19 protein-coding genes are annotated in these 19,945 nt (G+C 64.5%); 4 read left to right on the top strand and 15 right to left on the bottom strand.

Translation table 11 applies throughout. The features are described 5' to 3' along the window. Positions 1-8 precede the first annotated feature (8 nt). Genes LWP59_RS05850 through LWP59_RS05830 form a run of 5 tightly spaced genes read right to left on the bottom strand, consistent with a single transcriptional unit; the run spans position 9 to position 4,224 of the window. Entirely contained in the window at positions 9-545 is a 537-nt protein-coding gene (locus tag LWP59_RS05850; protein WP_144636176.1) for a sigma-70 family RNA polymerase sigma factor, read from the bottom strand. Continuing rightward, complete coding sequence (locus tag LWP59_RS05845; protein ID WP_144636180.1) at positions 542-1,633, bottom strand: ABC transporter ATP-binding protein; 1,092 nt, start codon at positions 1,631-1,633, stop codon at positions 542-544. Before LWP59_RS05845 ends, LWP59_RS05850 begins: the two co-directional genes overlap by 4 nt. A 49-nt stretch (positions 1,634-1,682) precedes the next feature. After that, positions 1,683-2,954 carry a cytochrome P450 gene (locus tag LWP59_RS05840; protein WP_144636183.1) on the bottom strand — a complete coding sequence of 424 codons (1,272 nt, stop codon included), beginning with the start codon at positions 2,952-2,954 and terminating at the stop codon, positions 1,683-1,685. 19 nt (positions 2,955-2,973) lie between these two features. Next, the gene (locus LWP59_RS05835) at positions 2,974-3,384 is read right to left on the bottom strand and encodes an SCP2 sterol-binding domain-containing protein (RefSeq protein ID WP_144636187.1); all 411 of its coding nucleotides are present in this window, start codon (positions 3,382-3,384) and stop codon (positions 2,974-2,976) included. 51 nt (positions 3,385-3,435) lie between these two features. Next, positions 3,436-4,224 carry a coniferyl-alcohol dehydrogenase gene (locus tag LWP59_RS05830; protein ID WP_144636190.1) on the bottom strand — a complete coding sequence of 263 codons (789 nt, stop codon included), beginning with the start codon at positions 4,222-4,224 and terminating at the stop codon, positions 3,436-3,438. Positions 4,225-4,597: 373 nt separating this feature from the next. Between LWP59_RS05830 and LWP59_RS05825 the strand changes: the two genes are divergently transcribed. Continuing rightward, positions 4,598-5,191 (top strand): TetR/AcrR family transcriptional regulator, encoded by a 594-nt coding sequence (locus tag LWP59_RS05825; RefSeq protein ID WP_186383148.1) that lies wholly within the window; start codon positions 4,598-4,600, stop codon positions 5,189-5,191. A gap of 79 nt (positions 5,192-5,270) precedes the next feature. Here the strand turns inward: LWP59_RS05825 and LWP59_RS05820 are convergent, their stop codons facing one another. The 10 genes from LWP59_RS05820 to LWP59_RS05775 are packed head-to-tail and all read right to left on the bottom strand — an operon-like array spanning position 5,271 to position 15,575. Then, positions 5,271-5,984 (bottom strand): hypothetical protein, encoded by a 714-nt coding sequence (locus LWP59_RS05820; RefSeq protein ID WP_144636195.1) that lies wholly within the window; start codon positions 5,982-5,984, stop codon positions 5,271-5,273. Between the two features lie 17 nt (positions 5,985-6,001). Further along, on the bottom strand, positions 6,002-6,727 hold the full coding sequence (locus tag LWP59_RS05815; RefSeq protein WP_144636197.1) for a hypothetical protein: 726 nt from the start codon (positions 6,725-6,727) through the stop codon (positions 6,002-6,004). Beyond that, a complete protein-coding gene (locus tag LWP59_RS05810) occupies positions 6,724-8,094 on the bottom strand; it encodes an MCE family protein (RefSeq protein ID WP_144636200.1) in 1,371 nt (456 codons plus the stop codon). Before LWP59_RS05810 ends, LWP59_RS05815 begins: the two co-directional genes overlap by 4 nt. Then, the gene (locus LWP59_RS05805; RefSeq protein ID WP_186383149.1) at positions 8,091-9,287 is read right to left on the bottom strand and encodes an MCE family protein; all 1,197 of its coding nucleotides are present in this window, start codon (positions 9,285-9,287) and stop codon (positions 8,091-8,093) included. The genes LWP59_RS05810 and LWP59_RS05805 overlap by 4 nt, the downstream gene beginning before the upstream one ends. 35 nt (positions 9,288-9,322) lie before the next feature. Next, positions 9,323-10,603: an MCE family protein gene (locus LWP59_RS05800; RefSeq protein WP_144636205.1), complete on the bottom strand. Its 1,281-nt coding sequence runs from the start codon at positions 10,601-10,603 to the stop codon at positions 9,323-9,325. After that, entirely contained in the window at positions 10,603-11,622 is a 1,020-nt protein-coding gene (locus LWP59_RS05795; protein WP_144636208.1) for an MCE family protein, read from the bottom strand. Before LWP59_RS05795 ends, LWP59_RS05800 begins: the two co-directional genes overlap by 1 nt. Beyond that, positions 11,622-12,665, bottom strand: a complete 1,044-nt coding sequence (locus LWP59_RS05790) for an MCE family protein (RefSeq protein WP_144636212.1) — start codon at positions 12,663-12,665, stop codon at positions 11,622-11,624. The genes LWP59_RS05795 and LWP59_RS05790 overlap by 1 nt, the downstream gene beginning before the upstream one ends. Beyond that, entirely contained in the window at positions 12,662-13,858 is a 1,197-nt protein-coding gene (locus LWP59_RS05785) for an MCE family protein (RefSeq protein WP_144636215.1), read from the bottom strand. The genes LWP59_RS05790 and LWP59_RS05785 overlap by 4 nt, the downstream gene beginning before the upstream one ends. Positions 13,859-13,867: 9 nt before the next feature. Further along, a complete protein-coding gene (locus LWP59_RS05780) occupies positions 13,868-14,719 on the bottom strand; it encodes an ABC transporter permease (protein ID WP_144636217.1) in 852 nt (283 codons plus the stop codon). Positions 14,720-14,753: 34 nt separating this feature from the next. Further along, positions 14,754-15,575 (bottom strand): MlaE family ABC transporter permease, encoded by an 822-nt coding sequence (locus tag LWP59_RS05775; protein ID WP_222425472.1) that lies wholly within the window; start codon positions 15,573-15,575, stop codon positions 14,754-14,756. A gap of 1,141 nt (positions 15,576-16,716) precedes the next feature. On the opposite strand from LWP59_RS05775, the gene LWP59_RS05770 reads away from it, so the two are divergent. The 3 genes from LWP59_RS05770 (at position 16,717) to LWP59_RS40880 (ending at position 19,735) form a co-directional block, all read left to right on the top strand. Next, positions 16,717-17,256 carry a Rossmann-fold NAD(P)-binding domain-containing protein gene (locus LWP59_RS05770; protein WP_144636220.1) on the top strand — a complete coding sequence of 180 codons (540 nt, stop codon included), beginning with the start codon at positions 16,717-16,719 and terminating at the stop codon, positions 17,254-17,256. Between the two features lie 333 nt (positions 17,257-17,589). Next, positions 17,590-18,837, top strand: coding sequence for a TetR/AcrR family transcriptional regulator (locus tag LWP59_RS05765; RefSeq protein WP_326489614.1), 1,248 nt, complete (start codon positions 17,590-17,592; stop codon positions 18,835-18,837). A gap of 616 nt (positions 18,838-19,453) precedes the next feature. Continuing rightward, entirely contained in the window at positions 19,454-19,735 is a 282-nt protein-coding gene (locus LWP59_RS40880; protein ID WP_373299785.1) for a hypothetical protein, read from the top strand. Positions 19,736-19,945 lie beyond the last annotated feature (210 nt).

Raw genomic sequence — 19,945 nt, 5'->3', positions numbered from 1 at the left:
GGGATGTGTCAGGGCGCGATCGCGCCAGTGGTAATCAGCGCACGCAGACTGTCGATACCGCGGTGCTGCAGCGCCTTGATCGCGCCGGGGCTGCGTCTCATCACCGTGGACGTCTCACCGATGCTGCGTTCCTCGAAGAAGCGAAGAACGAGGCAGCGCGCCTGGTCCCCGCCGAGCCGCGCCAGGCTGCTCCGGATGGAGTCCCGGGCGTGGCCTGCCGATACCAGCTCGGCGGGATCCGGCTCAGCCACCACGAACCGGGATTCGTCGAGCATGTCCGGTAGTGGTGTCTGCCTGCGTCGGCGTGCACTCTTCATTTCGTCGGTGACCAGGTTGCGTGCGATGGTGAACAGCCACGCGCGGATCGGACGGTCTCCCGCGACGTAGGCGTCGAACGCGCGCAAGGCGCGCACGAACGTTTCGCTCGTCAGATCCTCGGCTAGATCGTGTTCGGGTGCGCGGCCGTAGAGATACGCGTAGACCGCTCCGCGGTTGTCGCGGTAGACCTGAGCGAACCGCGCCATCGTTTCCGCATTGAGCGTCACCTCAGATCTCCTTGTGCCGTTTGATAAGCGGTGTCGAAGTTCGCCGTGGATGACGCATGGTCACCCGCGGGCCGCCTGCCATCGGAATGGAATCCGTAGCGCTGCTGTTCTTCAGGGGAGAGGGAGTCGATGATCCCTTGCTGCGCCTCGGGGGGCAGCGTGCCCAGGATCTTCATGACACGGCCCTTGCGACGGTGGGCGCCCATCCGTTCCGGCATCCCGGGCGCCGGCTGCATCTGCTCCGGAATCCCGGTGATCTCCTCGACACCACCCACATGGTGCCCGGCCTCGAACATCGCCCGCTCGGCGGCGATCGTCGCGGAGTCCTTCTCCTCGCTCATCCCGATCGGCCCGTCCATCCGGCCGTTGAGGAACTGCTTGACCACCGGCTCCTCACTGGTCAGCAGCACCTCGCGCGGCCCGAACATGACCAGCTCCTTGCGGAAGAGCATGCCCAGGTTGTCCGGCACCGTACGGGCCAGGTTGATGTTGTGCGTGACGATCAGGAACGTCGCATCACTCTGAGCGTTGACATCCAGGAACAGCTGACTGATGTAAGTGGTACGAACCGGGTCCAGCCCGGAGTCCGGCTCGTCCACCAAAATGATCTCAGGATCGAGCACCAAGGCGCGAGCCAAGCCCGCACGCTTGCGCATCCCACCGGAGATCTCACCCGGAAGCTTCTTCTCCGCACCGGCCAGACCGGTCATCTCCAGCTTCTCGAACACGATCCGCCGGATCTCGGACTCGGACTTCTTCGTGTGCTCACGCAACGGGAACGCCACATTGTCGTAAAGATTCATCGACCCAAACAGCGCGCCATCCTGGAACAGCACCCCGAACAATTTCCGCGTCTCATACAGCTTGTGCTCACTACAGCGAACGATGTCCACACCATTGATCAGGCATTTTCCACCATCAGGCTTGAGCAGACCGATCATGGACTTCAGGAACACCGATTTCCCGGTCCCCGACGGACCCAGCATCACCGACACCTCACCCGGAGGCAGTGTCAGCGTCACGTCCCGCCAGATGGTCTGCCTGCCGAACGACTTCGTCAGTCCCTCGATGACCACCTCGGCACCCATCGCACCTCCTCGTGCGTAGCCGGCATCGGCGCCTCCGGCGCCGTCCGCGTCAGCGTTGCGGCGTGAAAACGCACCGCTGCTTCTTGATTCCGTTGATGAACGTGCTCGTCAAGAACTCGGCGTCGCCGTCTGCACGGATGTCGGGCAAACGGGTGAGCAACTCCGAGAAGATCGCCTTCAGCTGCGTCTTCGCCAAGTGGTTGCCGAGGCAGTAGTGTGCGCCACGCCCGCCGAAAGCCACATGGTTGCGGTTGTCCCTCGCGAGGTCGAACCGTTCGGGGTGGTCGAACGCGGTCTCGTCGCGGTTACCGGAACTGTAGAACATCACGACCTTTTCACCGGGTTCGATGAGTTGGCCCGCGAGCTCGAACCGTTCGAGCGCGGTCCTCCGGAACGTCATGACCGGCGTGGCCCAGCGCACGAATTCCTCGACCGCGGCACCGATCCGCCCGTCGAAGTCCTCGGTCAGGTAGCGCCGCTGTTCCGGATGGTTCGTCAGCGCACGCAGGGTGTGCGTCGTGGTTTGCTTGGTCGTGTCGTTTCCAGCCACGCACAGCAGGACGAAAAACGAACGTATCTCCTCGTCCGTGAGACCGAAACCGTCCACTTCGGCCTGCACGAGTGCCGTCATCAGGTCGTCGGCAGGTTTCGCCCGCCGTGCCTCGATCACGTCCTGACAGGTTCCGTGAAGAGTGGCCACGCCGTTGAGCATCGCGGTCGCCGCGTCGAGGCCGCCGGTGGCCTCGTCGTCGTCCCACGAGATCATCAAGTTGGCGGCGGCGGTCACCGACTCACGGTCTTCCTCGGGAATGCCGATCATCTCCGAGATCGTCCACATCGGAAGCCGGGCCGAAACGGACGAAACGAACTCCGCCTCACCCAGTGGCGCAATCGCGTTCACGATCTGGCGGGCCTGGTTGGCGATCTGGTCCTCGATCAACGCCACCCGCTTCGGGGTGAACGTGGAACTGATCAGGCGCCGGACGTTCGAATGCCGAGGTGCGTCCATCGTCAGGATCGAGGTAGCCAGTTCCAGCATTTCCGACGGCATATCCTCGAATGTGACCCCGCCTGTCGCGGAGGAGAACACGTCCGCACGGCGGCTCACCGTCACGATGTCCTCGTTACGGACAACCGCCCAGTATCCGGCCTCGTCCTCGTTGGTCTCTCCCATCAACGGACTGAACACCGGGCGCTGCCACGAAACCGGACGCTCGGCGCGGAGTCGGCCGAACACCTCCTCACGCTCCTCCGGCGGGCGCCCCCAGAACGCCATGTCGGAAATATCGATCGTGTCGAACTCACGCGCCGTCGCGGTCATCGCTACTTCCCGTTTTCGATCAGGAGACGACGAGGTCGTCGCGGTGGTCTTCCTTGAGCATCGCGACGTAGACCGGATACAGGTCCTTCGCGATCGGCGCGAGCTTGAGCAGCTGTGCCGCCGATCCACCAACCTTCAGCTTTCCCTTCGCCATCGCTAGCGGCAGGCTCACTTTGCCCTGCCAGTAGCGATTCGCGGTGTCGGTCGACATCGACAGCACGGCGTCCGCACCGATCACGGCGTCCTCGCCGGTGAGGATCCGCCGCTGGGGAAAGTCGATCGTCACTGTCGAGTCCGGGTCGGAGAAATCCATCCGCAGCGTCATCCCGGTCGCGACCAGCTTCGGGCCGATACCTTCGTCCTGCAAGGCTTTCTCGAAAATGCCGCCAATGTACTTGTTGACCTCGTCGACGGTCGTGAATCCAGGCATGAACTGACTCCAGAAATCTCTTGATATGGCGGGAGAAAGATGAACGAACGATCAGATCTCGGGCGCCGGGATCAATCCCGACACGACGGCTCCCCCGATCCCGCCGTCGGCACCGAGGTTCACGCCATTGATCCAGGACGACTCGCCCGATGCCAAGAACAGCACCGCGGGCGCGATATCCGCCGGGGTCGCGTGCCGACCGATGAGATCCCGGACACCGTCCAGGTTGTCTTTCCCCATCGTCTGCTCGAAATCGCCCAGGATCGGCGTTTCCACCGGCCCCGGACTGACCGCGTTCATCCGCAGCCCCCGCTCGGCCAGCGCCAGCCCCATCGTCATGACGTAAACGGTGACGGCCTCCTTCGAGAAGTTGTAAGCGTTGCCCTCGGGCCGGTTCTCCCGGAACCAGGCGAGGCCGGCGTCGAAGTCGTCGGTGGCCAGCAAATCGCGGATCTGCTCCAGCCGCTGCGGCCATCCGAAGCCGGCCATCGAAGCGACCGTGACGACGGCTCCACCGCGGTGGAGCCGGTCAAGGAACATTTCCGTAAGGTGTCGCAAACCCAGGAAGTTCACTTTCATCACTAGCTCGGCTGGCGCCGTGCCCGGCACCCCAGCGACATTGCACAGCACATCCCAGCCGGACCCCAGTTCATCGACCGCCGCTTCGATACAGGCGGGGTCGGCGAGGTCGCACTCGACGAATCGATCGACCCGAACATCGGGCGCCTTGATGTCCAGGGCCGCGACCGTAGCGCCCCCTTCGACGAGCTGCCTCGCCACTTCCGCACCGATACCAGACGCCGCGCCGGTCACGACACAACGCAAGCCCCGAACGTCCATAGTGTTGGTTCCTCTCGGCACTGTCCGGCGCGCCGAGAAGCACGGACGTGCGGCGGCGCACCATCGGCAACCCCGAGGCCCGATCGTCGACCTCAGGAATTCACCACTTCAGATCGCTGATGCCGTAATCCGGGTCACCAGCGATCTAAGCCTAACATAAATCCGATTATGCGCAACGGACGACCGCGACTGCGTCATCACACTCGGCTACAGTCACAGAACTGGGCGCAGTGACACGACAGACGTCGCTGGTCCGACGACCCACATCCGGCCACCAGGCCGGTTGTCACCGCTGCAGATAATGCCTATTATGGATTAAGTCAAGAGCGGATACCTGTGCTCACGGAGCACCACACACTCGATCGGAGCCGCGGTGCCAACGTTGGTCACCCGCCAGGAGTACTTTGACAGCGCACTCGAAATCCTTTCCACGGAAGGGTTCCGGGACCTGCAGGTCGTGAAGCTGTGCAAGGTGATGGGCATCACCACAGGCTCTTTCTACAACTACTTCAAGAACTTGCAGGATTTCGTCGCCCAGTTCTTGCAGACGTGGCGGCAGGAACTCACCAAACAGCTCATCGAAGCAGCGGAAACGGTCGACGAGCCGACGGAACGCCTGCGAAAGCTGACCACGCTGGCAATGACCGTGCCACACGGTGCCGAGGCGGCGATCCGGGCGTGGAGCAAGGTCGATCCGATGGTGCAGGCGGTTCAGCAAGAGGTCGACGAGCTTCGTCTCGGGTTGATCCGCAGAGCCGTGCATAATGCCGCGCCGCGCGATCCGGAAATCGAGCGGCTGGCGATGCTGGGCTTGAGCATCGTTGTCGGGATGCAGCAGCTGCAGTCCCCGGTCAACCTGGACGACCTCAAGTGGTCGCTGGACCAATACGTCGACATGGTCCTGAACCGGACCGGTCGCGCCACAGAAGCGGCCGCGGCGAACCAGCGGTCCGGTCCTCGGCGCTGAAGGCATGGCCCTGCCCGCCCGCACCGCCTGAGGGCGGATGGCATGTCCGAAAAGCGCGCATGCCATCCGCGTCGGGCGGCTACAGCGGCGTCAGGTGGGAGATCAGCCACCGGTCCCCCACCTTGGTCATCGTCACTTGCACTCGGCTTCCGCTGAGCTGTGGTCCCTGACTCGCCTTGCTGGTCGTGGTCTGGTTCACGAAGATCAGGGTCTCGACGCTGGCGGGCGTCGCCGAAATCACCGACGACCTGGCGACACTCGCGTTCGTCACGGTTTGTTGGTCCAGTGCGGCAGTCCGGACGGTACCGGTCATCAGATCCCGGTACTGCTGTTGAAAGTCGCCGGTGAGCAGCTCTGTCGCGTTCATGAGGTCGCGGTCGAAGGTCTGGTAGTTGTAGGACAGGATCGTGGTGATCTCGGAGCGCGCCGCGTCCGTGGCTGCGCCACGCGCGTCCATCGCTGTGGTTTGCTGCTGTCGCAGGTACGCCACGACGCCGACACCGCCCGCCAGCAGCAGAGCGATGACGCCGAGCACACAAAGGGTGAGCACGGGCTTTCGCATGAGGAGACGCGCAAAAGCGCGCACCGGCGTGGTCGGCCAGCGCAGAACGGCGCTGATCCACGACCGTCGTTCGCGGGCAGCCGGGCGCGTCGGCTCGTCTTCACCGGTCACTTCCTCCGGCGTCTCGTCCGCGTCCTCTCCCCGCGGGTTCTCATCGGGTGTCTCCTCCGGCCTCTGGTCGCGCCGGTCGTCCAATTCATCGCGTTCGTCGACTGTGGTTTCTGCGGCCATCGCTGCTACTCCTCCGGTCACGGCACGAATTCGATCTGCGAGGCCAGCCAGTGGCCCGCTTCCTTGTCCAGCTGCACCCGAATCCGGTAGTCCCGCGGCTGCGGCTGACCGGACGACGCCGTGTTGGTCACGGTCGATGTCGCCGCGACGAGCACACTGGCCTGGCTCACGGTCGACGACTCGACACCGATGGACCGGATGTCGCTGGTCGAGCTGACGTTCTGTTCCTTGACCACGTCGGCGAACACGTCCTTGCGCGAGGTGAAGTCGGTCTTGAACGCCCCGGTGGAGCCATCGATGATGTGCTGCACATCCACGTCGACCGTTTTCGGGTCGATCGTCAGGATGTTGGTGACCTCGGCCCGCGCGGCGTCGGCTGCGGCGGCCCGGTCGAGGTCTTGCTCGTGCCCGCGCCACAAGGCGAAGCCGGCCATGGCCCCGACTGCGACGAGCGCGAGGCAGATCACCAGCGTGGCTGCGATCAACCAGCCATGGAGCCTTTTTCGCGGCTTCGGCCGGGCCTGGTCCGCGTCCTCGTCCCGATCGTCCGTGGCATCCGGCGAGTCGCCCGCCTCGTCGGAAACGGACTTGCGCGGGAACGGGCTGGGGCGAGGACGAGCGGCCAGGGGACTCGTCCCGTCCACGGCCTCCTCATCCGGAGTCACGTCACCCGGCACGGTTTCCTCGTCCACGATGGTGTCGTCCGGAATCGCATCCCGCCCCGTTTCGTCGGGCTCGGTCATCGTTCCACCGGAGCGAGCAGCATTCGTTGCCATGTAAGGTCCTCCTTCGACTTTCCGTTGATTCCGATCCCACCGAGGTCGAACAACTGTCCGTCCGCGGAAACTCCTGAGCCGGTCTTCGGGTCGTACAGAGCGGAAGTCAGGTTCCCGAGCGGGCTGCCCGCCGGAAACGCGGTGTTCTTCTGTTGCGTCGGCTGGAAACCCGCGCCGGCGCACTCCTGCACGGTCGCGGCACGGCGCCCGGGAGCGTCGAGACAGGGAATGTTGCGCACACCCCGGACCTCGGTCGGGTCGTCGTGGGGCAGCTTGCAGTACAGATCGTCCGGGGTGGACACCTCACTGAGATCATCCGGCGACCGGTGCTGATCCGCAGGCAGGAACCCGGTAGTGCAAGGCGGCGGTGTCAGTGCCGTCGTCCGGAAGTCGATGGCGAGACTCTGGTCGTCTTGATGCGGCGCGGTGGCCGAAATGAGCGCGGTGGTCAAGGCCGGATAGGTGACCAGTACATCCTCGATCGCCGGGTTGTAGGTCACCAGGACCTGTTCCACGCTCGACAGGTTGGCCAGCAGGATCGGCAGCGTGGGCTTGAGGTCCTGGAACAGGCCGTCGACTTGTTGCGCCGCGGGGATCCCGCGGTCGACCAGCGATCGGATGGTGGCGTCGTCGGCATGGACCGTGTCGGTGAAGCCGGCGAGGCTGTTGACCAGAGCCCGGATCTGCGGGCTGCTCACGGTCTGGGTGTTCAGCAGCGGGCCCGCGTCCTGGATCAACTGTTGAGTAGGCCCGAAATTCTGCTGGGCATCTCCCACGAGCGCACCCGCCTGATCGAGGATGCGCTGGAGGTCAGGCCCGGTGCCGTCGAAGGCGGCCGACAGCTCTTGCAGGGATGTCCGCAGGCTGTCCGGTGGCACGGACGCGATGAGGCTGTTCGCGTTGTCCAGGAGCGTGCCGGTGGGAGTGGGCACGCTGGTACGTCCGACCGGGATGGTTGCCCCGTCGGCGAGAAACCTGGTCTGCTGGGCGCTTCCCGGCGCAAGGTCGATGTACTGCTCACCGATGGCGGACACGCTGTGCACGTTCGCGCGGGCATCACTGGGGATCCGGTAATCGCTGCTGACCGACAGTGCGGCGTTCGCCCCGTCGGGGCTGGCGGTCACGGACGTGACCCGGCCGATCTCGACCCCGTTGTAAGTGACGCGGGAGCCCACGTACAGCCCCGCCGCGTCGGTGAGCTTGACGTTGAGCGTGCGCTGGCCGATTCCCAGCAAGGTCGGCACCTGCGCGTACACCACGACCACCACGGCGATGCTCACCACGCTGACGATCGCGAAGATCAGCAGCTGAACGCGGACGAACCTGGGGATCATCGGCCACCTGCCTGTCCGCCGGTCAGCCCGCCGAGGAGGCCGTTGATCAATCCGTTGACGCTGCCGGCCGCCTGCGAGGGATCCTGATCGTTGCTCGGTGGTGGAGCGGGAAGCGGGCCAGTCCCGCCGACGCCCTCGTATTTGCCACCGACAGGTGCCTGGAGCGGATTGCCCGCGGCCCCGCCGAGCCCGGGAAGCACATTGCCCAGCGGGGTCCCCTGGAGCAGGGCGAGGTAGTACTTGCTGATCGCCGAATCGGTCAGGTCCAAAATGATCGAAAGGCTCGCGTAGTCGCCCTTGAACAGACTCCTGTTCGTCTTGAGCGGGAACAACCCCGTGGCCAGCAGCCCGGTGGAGCCGACGAGGGCGTGCCCCGAGTCCGCCAGCCCCTGCAGGACCGGCGTCAGGTTCTCCAGGTTGCGCGTCAGGGTGTCACGGAGCTCGTTGACGGTGCTGGTCGCCGAGTCCGAGAACGTCCCGAGGCTGTTCAGCGCATCGGTCAAGGTGGTTCGTTCCTGGTTCAGTGTCTGCAGTGCCGCCGGCATCTGGGTGAGCACGTCCTGGATCACCTGGTCGTGCTCTTTGGCCTGGCGTCCCAAGCGGTCGAGCCCGTCGATGGCGGCGGTGATGTCGTTGCGCTGCCGGTCGAGAGTGCTGGTCAAGGTGTCCATCTGCTGCAGCGTCTGCCGGACTTGTACGTCGCGGCCGTTTCCGAGAGCTTTGTTGAGCTCGGTCGTAATGGTCTGGACCTGCTGCAGCCCGCCGCCGTTGAGCAGCAGGGAAACGCTGGCGAGTACATCTTCGGTGTCCGGATAGTTGTGACTCTGTCCGAGCTGGATGATCGCTCCGTCGGTGAGCTTTCCTTGCGCCGCCGCTCCGGTCGGCGGATCCAGCGCGAGGTACTTCGCCCCCAACAAGGTGGTCTGGCCGACGCTGGCTTCGGCGTTGGCCGGCAGCACCACGCCCGGGTTGAGGGAGACCGTTGCTTCGGCATGCCAGTTCTGCAGCCGCACCGAGGTCACAGTGCCGACGTCGACGTTGTCGACCATGACCCGGGTATTGGGATAGATCTCGGAGGCGTTGGGGAGCTCGATCTTCGCGGTGTATGAGCCCTGATCCCGGCCTTCGGTGCCGGGTAACGGGACCGCGCCGAGACCACCCGCCATACACCCGCTGAGGGTGAGCGCGCCCACCAGGCACAGCGGAGCCAACGTGCGTACCGGTCGCATCACTTCGTCTCCTGTCCGCCGAGGAGCTGTCCGAGCGTCTTCGCCATCGCACCACCGGAATCGGGCACGACCGCCGGACTCTGCGAGGTGCCCGGGCCGGCTGGTGTACCCGGTCCGGTCGGCCGGACAGTGCCGCTGCCGGGGGTACCGGGCCGAACGATCGGATTGACCCCCACCGGCGGGTAGTTGACCTGCAGCAGGTTCAGCAGCGGCCCCAGCGTCTGCTGGCACAACTGGCCGGCTTCGACCGGAGTCGCCTTCGCCGCAGCGCCGATTCCGGAACAGACGAACAGGGCCGGATTTTGCAGGTTGGCGACCTGGAGCGAGCCGGTGAACGCGCCGCTCAGCGGGTCGTAGATGTTGTAGGCGTTCGACAGGACCGTCGGCGCCACGTGCAGGGCCTGCGCGAGAGCGTCACGCTCGTTCGCGACGACCCCGAGCAGCTCCGACAGTTTGTCGGTTCCGTCCTTGAGTTGGCCACGGTTGCTCGCCAGGAACGTCTGCACGTCCGCGGCCGCGGTGTCCAGTTGTGAGATGGCCGTGGAGAAATTGTCCCGATTGTCGTTCAGCGTCGCGGAAACACTGTCGAGCCTGCCCATGAACTGCGTGATCTGGTCGTCGCTGGCGTTCAGCGCGCTCACGAACACCGCCAGGTTTCGCACCGTGCCGAACAAGTCCGTCCTCCCGTCCGACAACGTCTGGATCGCCTGCGTCACTTGCTGGATCGTGTCGTGGAAGTCCTGTCCCTGCCCTTGGTAGCTGGCCCCGGTGTCCAGAAGCCGGGTCAGTGAACCGGACTTGTTGGCCCCGTCCGGGCCGAGGCCGGACGCCAGCTTGTTCAGCTCATCTTTGATCTGGTCGAATTCGACCGGCACCGCGGTGCGCTGTACGGGGATGGTGTCGCCGTCGGCGAGCTCTGGGCCGCCGGTGTATGCGGGCGTCAGCTCCACATATCGCGAGGAGACCAGTGCCGGGGAGACGATGGCCGCCCGCGCCTCCGCAGGGACGTGGTATTTCGAGTCGTAGTGGAAGCGGACGTGGACTCCGTCCGCGGCGGGGGTGACCTCGTCGACCGAGCCGACTTTGAGGCCGAGGATGCGGACGTCGTCGCCGGCATACAGGCTCGTCGCGGTGGGAAAAACGACGTTACCTGTCGTCCTTCCGCTCCCCAGGTAGATCACCGCACCGGCCGCCAGCAGAGCCAGCACGACGAATCCGGCGAGAATCTTGTAGGCCCAAGCCCGTTTTCCGTCGAGACGGGGCCATTTCACGCGAACCATCAGCGACCTCCGGTGGCCTGGGTGGCGGCGCCCTCGCTGCCAGGCAAGGCTGGTAAGGGAATGAGGTTGCCCGGGATCAGGTTCTGGATGTAGGCATCCCAGAACGGTCCGCTGGAGATCGCCGATCCCAGCCGCGTCGCGTAGGGACCGAGCTGCTCGAGTGCGGTCGCGATGTTGCCTTCGTTTTGCCGCAACATGTCCAGCACGGAATTCAGGTGGGTCAGCGTCGGGCCCAGTTGGGCCTGGTTGTCCTTGACCAAGCCGGACAGCTGATCGGCGACAGCACCGACGTTGACCAGCAAGTCGTGAATGGCCTGTCGGCGGGCCACGAGCTCGGACAGTAGCGAATTGCCGTCGACGAACAGTTGCGTCAGCTGCTTGTTGCGGTCGGCCAGCACACCGGTCACTCCCTCCGCGTTGGTCAGCAGCTGCTGGATCTCACCGTCGCGGGAGGAGATGGTCTGCGACAACCTGCTCAAACCCGTCAGTGCCTGCTTCATTTCCGGTGGCGAGCCGGCAAGGGCACCCGAGACCGAATCCAATGCCTGTGACAGCTGGGTGACATCGATCTGTCCCGACGTGGTGGCGAGATCGCCCAGCTGCGTCGTGAGGTCATAGGGCACCTGAGTGCGCGACACCGGGATCGCGGCGCCGGGATCAGCGGCCTTGGCCCCTCTGCCGGTGATCGCCAGGAACTTCCTTCCCAACAGGGTTTCCGTCTTGATCGCCAGCGTGCTCTCGTCGCCGATGCGGGCGTTGTCATCGGTGATGTCGAAGGTCACGACTATCTTGTCGCCGGCGAGCGTCAAGTCCCTGACCTTGCCGACCTGGACTCCGCCTATCCGCACGGCGTCGCCGGATTGCAGGCCACCCGCGTTGGCGAAATCCGCGGTGTACTCGGTCGCACCGGTCAGCTGCGGGAATGTGGTGATGTTGAACAGGATCAGCATGGCGGCCACTACCGCGACGACACCGATGACGCCGACGCGGGTGTGGTTCATCTCGCGGAAGGTCTTCATCAGTTGTCCCTGCAACGTTCGCTGCTGCTGTTCGAATCGATCCACGGCGTGTAGATCGTCTTGCCATCGGGGCCGGTCAGCTTGATCTGCAGCCCGCACAGGTAAGCGTTGGTGAAACTCCCGTACGCGCCAATCCTGCTCGCCCGGGTATAGAAGTCCACGAGATCCTTCAAGTTCTGATCCAGCTCGCCCTTGTCGGCGTCGACGTTGGTGATCGTCCGGCCGAACTGGTCCACCGTGGACCTCAACGAGGGCCTGACCTGCTCGAGCATCGTGTTGAACGACCCGGTCAGCGACGCGATGCGGTCGAGCGATGACCCGAGCACTTGCCGGTCCGCGGCGAGCCCGCTCACCAGCTGTTGTAGCCGCGAAAGCGTCACGGAGAACTCACTGCCGTGCTGGTTGACGGTGCCCAACACACTGTTCATGTTCGTGATCACGCTTCCGATGACCTGGTCACGGTCCGCGAGGGTGCTGGTCAGGGAGCCAATGTGGCCCAGCAGGTCCTGGATCGTTCCGCCTTCACCCTGCAGGACCGTGATGAGCTCCTGGGACAGCTGATTGATCTGGTCTGGCTGCAGACCCTGGAACAAGGGCTGGAAACCGTTGAGCAATGAGTCGAGATCCAATGCGGGCGACGTACGGGTGGCCGGGATCGTCGCTCCCGGGGCCAGCAGCACGATCGATTCGCCTGCTTTGGACAGCTCGAGATAGCGGTCGCCGATAAGGTTCTTGTAGCGGACCGCAGCGTGGACATCGTCGGTCATCGACACGTTCTTGTCGACTGTGAAGGTGATGCGCGGAACGCCGTCGGCCAGTGCGATGTCCTCGACTGATCCGACGCGGACACCGGCAGCCCGCACTTCGTCGCCGGCTCGCAAGCCACTGACATCGGTGAACGCCGCGGCGTAGTTGCTCTCGTCGTTGAACTGGGTGCCCGAGAGCTGAATGCCGAGCAGCGTGATGATCACGACTCCGATGACGGCGAATATGCCGACGCGGATGAGATCTCCCCGTACGGCGATCGCCGATGACCGCTTCATTTCGCTCCTTGCTGGCGCCTGGTCGGGTCAAGGAGAAGCTGCAACGGCGGGTTCCCGAGCTGGACATCGTCCGAGCCTTGTCCGGACGGAGGAACATAGCCGTTCCCGGTTATCACGATCTCCGGCGCCGGCACCGGTGTGTTCGCGAGGTTCGGCAACCCGTGACAGTCCGGACCGGATGCCGCGTTGACCTCCGGAAGGTCATTGGGGTACTGGTACGGCTCCTTGCCGGGAAGGATGTTCACCGTGAGCACGCCCGATTGCTTCTTGCCACCCAGTGCGGGTTCCAGTAGCCGACGGGCATTGTCCTCACCCTGCAGGAAGCATGAGAGCTCGGGCGAGTACTTGTCCAGCAAGGCACTCGTGGGCTCGAGTAGCCTCATCGTGTCGATCAGGTTCTGGCCGTTCTGCTTGAACAAGTCGGTGCCAGTGGCACCAAGCCTCGTCAGTTCTTGCAAGAAATCGTGTAGTGCGACCTGTTTGTCCGTCACGGTCGCGCCGATCTGGGTCGCGTTCTCCAATGTCTTGAAGAATTGAGGGGAAATGTCGGCGTAAAGGTTGCTGACATTGCTCACTTGGATCATGTCCCGGTCAAGCTCGGGCAGCAACGGATTGAACGATCCGAGATAGGAGTTGATCTCACTGAGGAATCGCCCGAGCTGGTCACCTCGCCCTTGCAACGACGACGACAGGGCCTGCAGGGTTTCATTGACCTGGCTCGGCTTGACCACCGTCAGCACGTTCATCAGATTCTGAAACACGGTGTTGATCTCCGTGCCGATATGATCGGCGATGAGCACGGTGCCGTTTCGCAGCCGCCCGGGCGCGGGAGCCCGCGGTGACTGCAATTCGATGAACTTGTTGCCGAAAGCGGTCTCCGGGCTGATCGCCGCGGTGACATTGGCCGGGATTATGGACGCCTGACTGGGATCCAGTTGCATCACGATCTTGACAATGTTCCCGTTCAGCTCCACCGAGGACACGGAGCCAACCTGCACGCCGTGGTACTTGACCCGATCCTTGGCGGCCATCATGAGACCGGCCCGGTCAGCCTGCAGGGACACAGTGGTCGTCGACGTGAACGCCCCGTTGAACATGGCCAAGACAAGAGCGACGATCCCGGCGAAGACGACCAGCATGCCGAGCCCTGACACGCGCTTGGTGATGGGGGAATCCAGGGTGACTTGAGACATCGCCGGTTCCTATCCCGAGATCCGCAGGGTGTCGTGGCCGCCGTAAACGGCGAGAGCGACGAAGAGGGTGACGGTCGTCACGCCGATCAGTGAGGTCCGGACCGCGCGGCCGACCGCCTCCCCCACACCAGCTGGACCGCCCTTCGCCGTGTATCCGTAGTAGCAGTGGACGAGGATCACCACCACAGCCATCGCCATCGCCTGTACGAAGGAATAGAGAATGTCGATCGGCTGCAGGAAAGCGTAGAAGTAATGGGTGTAACCACCCGAGGAAACCCCGTAGAACAGCACTGAAACCGCCTCGTAGCCGAGGTAGCTGAGAATCAGCGCCAGTGCGTAAAGCGGAACCACGGCGATCAGGCCCGCGATCAACCGAGTGCTGACCAGATATGGCAGCGAAGGCACGCTCATCACTTCGAGCGCGTCGATCTCCTCGCTGATCCGCATCGCCCCGAGCTGCGCCGTGATTCCCGTGCCCACGGTCGCCGCGAGCCCAGCGCCCGCGATGATCGGTGCCGCGAGGCGGGTATTGATGAACGCGGACGCGAATCCCGACAATGCAGTCAAGTCGACCTGTCGTAGTGCCTGATAACCCTGTACACCCGAGCTCGTACCGACGAAAAACGTCATAAAGCCGGTGATGGCGACCGACCCGCCGATCAGCGCCAGCGCACCACTTCCCATACCTACCTCGGCGACCAGACGGGTCTGTTCCTTCTTGTACCGGAAGATCGCCCGGTACACCCACGCGAAAACACGCAGATAGAAGGTCCCCTGGTCGCCCAGCGTCTCAAGGAGCCGGACGGGCGCGCCGGCCGCGCGCTTGAAACGCGCGAAGGGTGACACTTTGCTCGTCTCCATCGCGGATCGTCCTCTCATCACGTGGCATCACGTGCTATTTGCCGACAAGCCCGAGCTGGTAGGGCAACGCGGTCAGGAACAGGTTCGCCACGAACAACGTCATGAACGAATAGACAACGGTTTCGTTCACCGCGTTGCCGACCGCTTTTGGTCCGCCTTTCACACTCAACCCGCGGTAACAACCGACAAGCCCGGCGAGCATGCCGAACACCAGCGCCTTGCATTCACTCTGGACCAGATCGGGAACACCGATCAGGAGATTCAAGTCGGCCACGTACAGAGCAGGCGAAGCGCCCTGCAAGTACACGGAGAACACGTAGCCACCCGCCAGCCCGATCAGGATGATCAACGCGTTGAGCATGACCCCGCAAAAGATTGAGGCGAGCACCCGCGGCGCAACCAGCCGGTGCACGACGTTGATACCGAGGACCTCCATCGCGTCGATCTCTTCACGGATGGTGCGAGCCCCCAAATCAGCACAGATCGCAGTGGCTCCGGCACCCGCGACAACGAGTGTCGCCACCACCGGACCGATCTGGGTGACCGTCGCCAGTGCCGCACCCGAACCGCTCAGATCGATCGCGCCGACTTCCCGCAGCACCTCGTTGAACTGAAACGTGACCAGACAGGTGAGCGGAATACCGACGAAGATCGCGGGGCCGATCGAAACCCGGGCGATGAACCACGTCTGCTGGACAAACTCACGCCACTGCAGCGGGCGTTTGAACATCGTCCGGAACGCCTCGATCGACATGCCGAAAAAGGCACCGAGCGGTGTCACCAGCCGGGCGAACCTACTCGGCGGACGGAGGAATCCGCCCTCGAGGGTTTGGGCACGCTGCGCAGTTTCCGTCATACCAACCATCCCCGCACCGCCCCGGACAGCCGCCCCGGAAGCACGAACATCGCAGTCGCACTGACGATCCACCGGTGACTGCGCGTAAATCCATCACGACCGACAACCGAATGTGAGGTGTCCACACAGGAGCCGGCGGTCGGAGTCGCTCCTACCGAATCACACCGTAAGGCACGCACGTCCACACTGAAGTCCGTTCTCTCGGCACTCAGGTGCGCCGAGCAGCACGGCGTGCGCCGGCGCACCATCGTCGAACTCCCGGAGGCCGGCACTCTCGCGCCCCTCCGGTCAAAGTTCCAGCCGGGCGCTTCCGTGATCGGGCTCACCCAGCGCGGAGGAGCCTAACATAAACTAGATTCTAGACAACAAGGTGCCGAGAGATTCGTAGGCGAAGCTCGCTCCCGCCATCCCTCCACAACCGACAGACTTGGCCACCTTTTCACCCCAAAGATGCTGGCCAGGACGCTCTCTTGGGTCATAAAGGCAGGCGAGCCCAACAGCCGAGCTACACCCAATCGGGTGATGGCTCGGCCAGTCAGGGCGAACACCTCCTAGTATCGGCTCGCGCCGATACCCGAAGGAGACATAATCTTCCTTATGTCGCCTTACGGTGGTGAGACCGTTGTTGGGTCAACCGTAAGCACGGGTTCGAACGCTGCCCACGACGGACCAGGAACACCTCCGACCGGATCCCCGCCACAACCAGGCCGTGCGCGTGTCCGGTTTGGACGAGCCCGGTGCGGCGGTCTCCACGGAGGACGGGTCGGCGACCGCCACACTCGCATCGAGGACACGAAGCCCGGACACTCGCCGACATGAGCTCCACCGCCGGATGCCGATACCGATCGGACCAAGAAGCGGCCGAGATATCCACCACAAGCCGGTCGCTGCCTCACCGCCACGCAGCCCTCGGATGACGCAGTCAATGCGGCAAGTGTTGATCGCCGGAGGTTCAGGCGTCTTGGGTGCGCGATCGGATGCCGTGTCGTCCGGGACACCTTCGCGTACCGCAATCAGGCCGGACGTGCCGGATAGGCGGCAGCCAAGGTGCGTGCGGAGGACAGCCAAGCCGGCACAGTCCAACTTGATCTGGCCGGCGGGGCCTCCCGCTCGGTCTGCGGTGGACAGTGTCGAGGGTGGCATGGACGACATCGTCGACGCCGCCGGGACCTTCGAATCCACCGGGACACATCTCCCCCATACTCCAGCCCGGTTCGCCACCAGGGTGAACACGGACGTGGCGGACTCTTGCTCCTGGGCGAACCACGTCACCGGCGGACTCGTCGAAGGTGAAGGGACATGGGAAGAACTACTGGAACGTGGGGGCTGCGACAAGAAGATGCTGAAGGCATCGCGAGAGTCGATGCCACTCAGGCGATTCGGCGCGCCGGATGACATTGCAGAGGCCGCGGCATTCCTGATGTCGGACGCGCCCGGTGGATCACCGGCCACACGCTCGTCGCGGACGGCGGGTTCTCCGCATGAGTGGCAACGAAGAATCCTCGCTGCTCGTCACCGGCGTGAACCGCGTACGCGGGTAACCACAACCGGGCGTCCGTGCACGACGCGCAGGATGCTCGGCGAAAGCCCGGGCCGGGCAGTCGTGTTCGGCCGCGCGGGGCTCAGTTTCTGCGCGGGACACGACCTGAAGCAGGTACACGACAACGAAACGTACGCGTAATGCCGCGACGGTAGTAGGGCTCGATGAGCGGCTGGACGCTGACCAAGCGCGCGAAGCAGCTTTGGTCACGTGGATCACGAACACCGGGTCGCCCGACGACGAGGTCGAGGAGCCTGCCGGCTTGCCCGTGCCCCGCGGCCGACGGCCGCTCTGTCCAAGAGACCCTGCTCTTCACGACCCACCAGCTCAGCCAGTGGACCACGAGTGACAGAACGTCCTCGACGCACGCCTCCGGCGGTTGCGGGCGGGCGGGTCTCCAAAACCGGATTCGCAAGGCCACGCCGGCAAGTGCCGAGAGGTCCGGCCATCCTGTACCGGAATGCAACCTGGAGAATGAGGCAGTACCCGAGCAGCCGGGTATCGGGGCCGAACCGACAGGACGGGGTGGCGATGGCAGCAACGGGCGCTGCGGCAGGTGGAGCGAGACAACGACTCACCGCGGCCGAACGACGTGCTCAGCTGACGGAGGCCGCCGCACGGCGATTCGAGCGGGACGGGTACCCCCGGGTGTCGCTCGCCGACGTCGCGGCCGATGTGGGAGTGACCGCACCGGCGGTGTACCGGCACTTCAAGAACAAGCAGGATCTCCTGGTCGGTGCGATCCTGGACGGCCTCGACCTCGTCGAGCGCACACTCGCGCGGACAGCCGGCGACTCGTTGGAAGACCTAGTCGTGGCCATGGCGGACCTGATGATGGACCGACGCTACCTGTGGGCCTTGTTCCAGCGCGAGGCCAGGTTTCTCGCCCCGGAATCGCAAGCGTCGATCCGGCGGCAGTTCGACCGCGTGATCGGCAAACTGGTTCGCCGCCTCCGCCAGCACCGTCCCGAGCTCGCGCCTGACGAGGCCCGGCTGCTGATCACCGCCGCGACATCAGCGCTGGCGAGCCCGGCGATGCCGAAATCGGTGCCCCGCGCCCTCGTCAGCGGCGAACTGGCCGGCTCCGCGATGAGGATCCTCAACTTGCAGCTGGAAAAGTGCTTGGCGAAGGTCGAGACGCGGGGCGGTTCCATCACCCATGCACCGTCGCCGAACTCCCGCCGTGACGAGCTGCTGGAAAGCGCCATCGGCCTGTTCTTCCGCCGGGGCTACGCGGGTGTCAGCCTGGACGACATCGGCGCCTCGGCGGGACTCGCCGGCCCCAGTCTCTACCACCATTTCAATACGAAAACCGACATCCTGGTGGCAGCCTTTTCCCGTGCCACGGAACGCCTCACCGAGGAGTACGACCTTCGTTCGAAGGCGACGCCCACCCCCGCACTCGCCGAGCTCGTCGGAATGTACACCGACTTCTGTCTCCGTAACCGTGAACTCGTCGGGATCTACGTCTCGGACGTGTCGTATCTGCCGCCGGACCTGCAACGCCAGATCAGAGCCGTGCTCCGCCAGCGGGTCGCCGAATGGGCCGACGCCGTCACCACCGAGAACAGCGAGATCGGCCTGCGGCCGGCCCGGGTCCGCTCCCACGCGGCCCTGACGGTCATCGACGACCTCGTTCGCCTCGGTCGATTCCACGTCCGGCCAAACGTCGCAGCGGAGATCCGCGTCGTGGCCATGTCCATCCTCACCGGCAACGCGTAGGGCCGCGGCCACCGCCAGGCGTAGCGGCGCGCTGGTCTGGTGGTTCTCGTCTCCACCGAACGAGAACTGCACACTAATCGGGTCCAGCTACGCTTGAGTCCATGGCTGAACCGCCCCGGCGTGTCCGGAGACTAATTTGAGACTTCGGTGGTTGCCGGGGTCGTTTGCCGAGCGTAGTAGCGGTTCTCCATCTCGGCCGGTGGGATGTCGCCGCAGTACTCGTCGAGCCTGCGTTGGTTGAACCAATCGACCCGTTCGGCGGTGGCGACCTCGATGTGGTCGACGGTGCGCCAGGGGCCTGTGACTTGATCAGCTCGGTCTCGTGGAGCCCGTTGATCGACTCGGCCAGAGTGTTGTCGTAGGAAGCGCCGGTCGCGCCCACGCTCCCGCGGATGTCGTCAGCGGCCAGGCGCTCGCTGTAGGCCACGGAGGTGTGTCGACTGCCGCGGTCGTGATGTTGGATCACACCGGCGATCGGCCGGCCTTCGCGCTGGCGGGTCCAGATCGCATGGCCGATGGCGTCCAGTACCAGCTGGGCGGTCATCGACGTGGACGTGCGCCAGCCGATGACGCGGCGGGGTAGTCGTCGATCACGACTCTCGGCGACATTCGCGCCGTGGTCGTCGCCGCCCGGAAAGGTGGCGCGGAGCGCGAGCAACTGCTCGACGCGCTGGCCGCGCTGCGCGCGGTGCGCGATGAGCTCAGTGCGTGGGAACCGGAACTGATCAGCGCGGCCCGCTCGAACGGCACCAGCTGGGCGGCACTGGCCCCGGCGCTCGGGGTGGCTAGCTGTGCTACTAACCGGCGTCCCCCGGGACGTGCGGGCCATCCTGCGTCAGGCGAAGTCCCGTGCGCCCGTGTCCCCATCAGCGAAGAACCCGATCAGCCGCAGGTGTAGCCGTTCCCTCCTTGCGGATCCCAGAGAGGCAACGGTGGTGTGACGGACAGCAGGCGTCTGGTGGCAGGGTCGTAGGTGGGGCGCTAATTTCGGTGAAGCCAGATTCGTGCCGAGGGGTTTGTGGGCCCGAGTCACGGCTAGACTCAAGCCTCCTCAACGCGAAGACTGCCGACATTCACGTAACAGGGCGCCGGGCTCGGCGTGGTGGCG

Source organism: Amycolatopsis acidiphila (assembly GCF_021391495.1).
Lineage (GTDB): Bacteria > Actinomycetota > Actinomycetes > Mycobacteriales > Pseudonocardiaceae > Amycolatopsis_E > Amycolatopsis_E acidiphila.
This window is presented reverse-complemented; position numbering and strand designations above follow the sequence as displayed.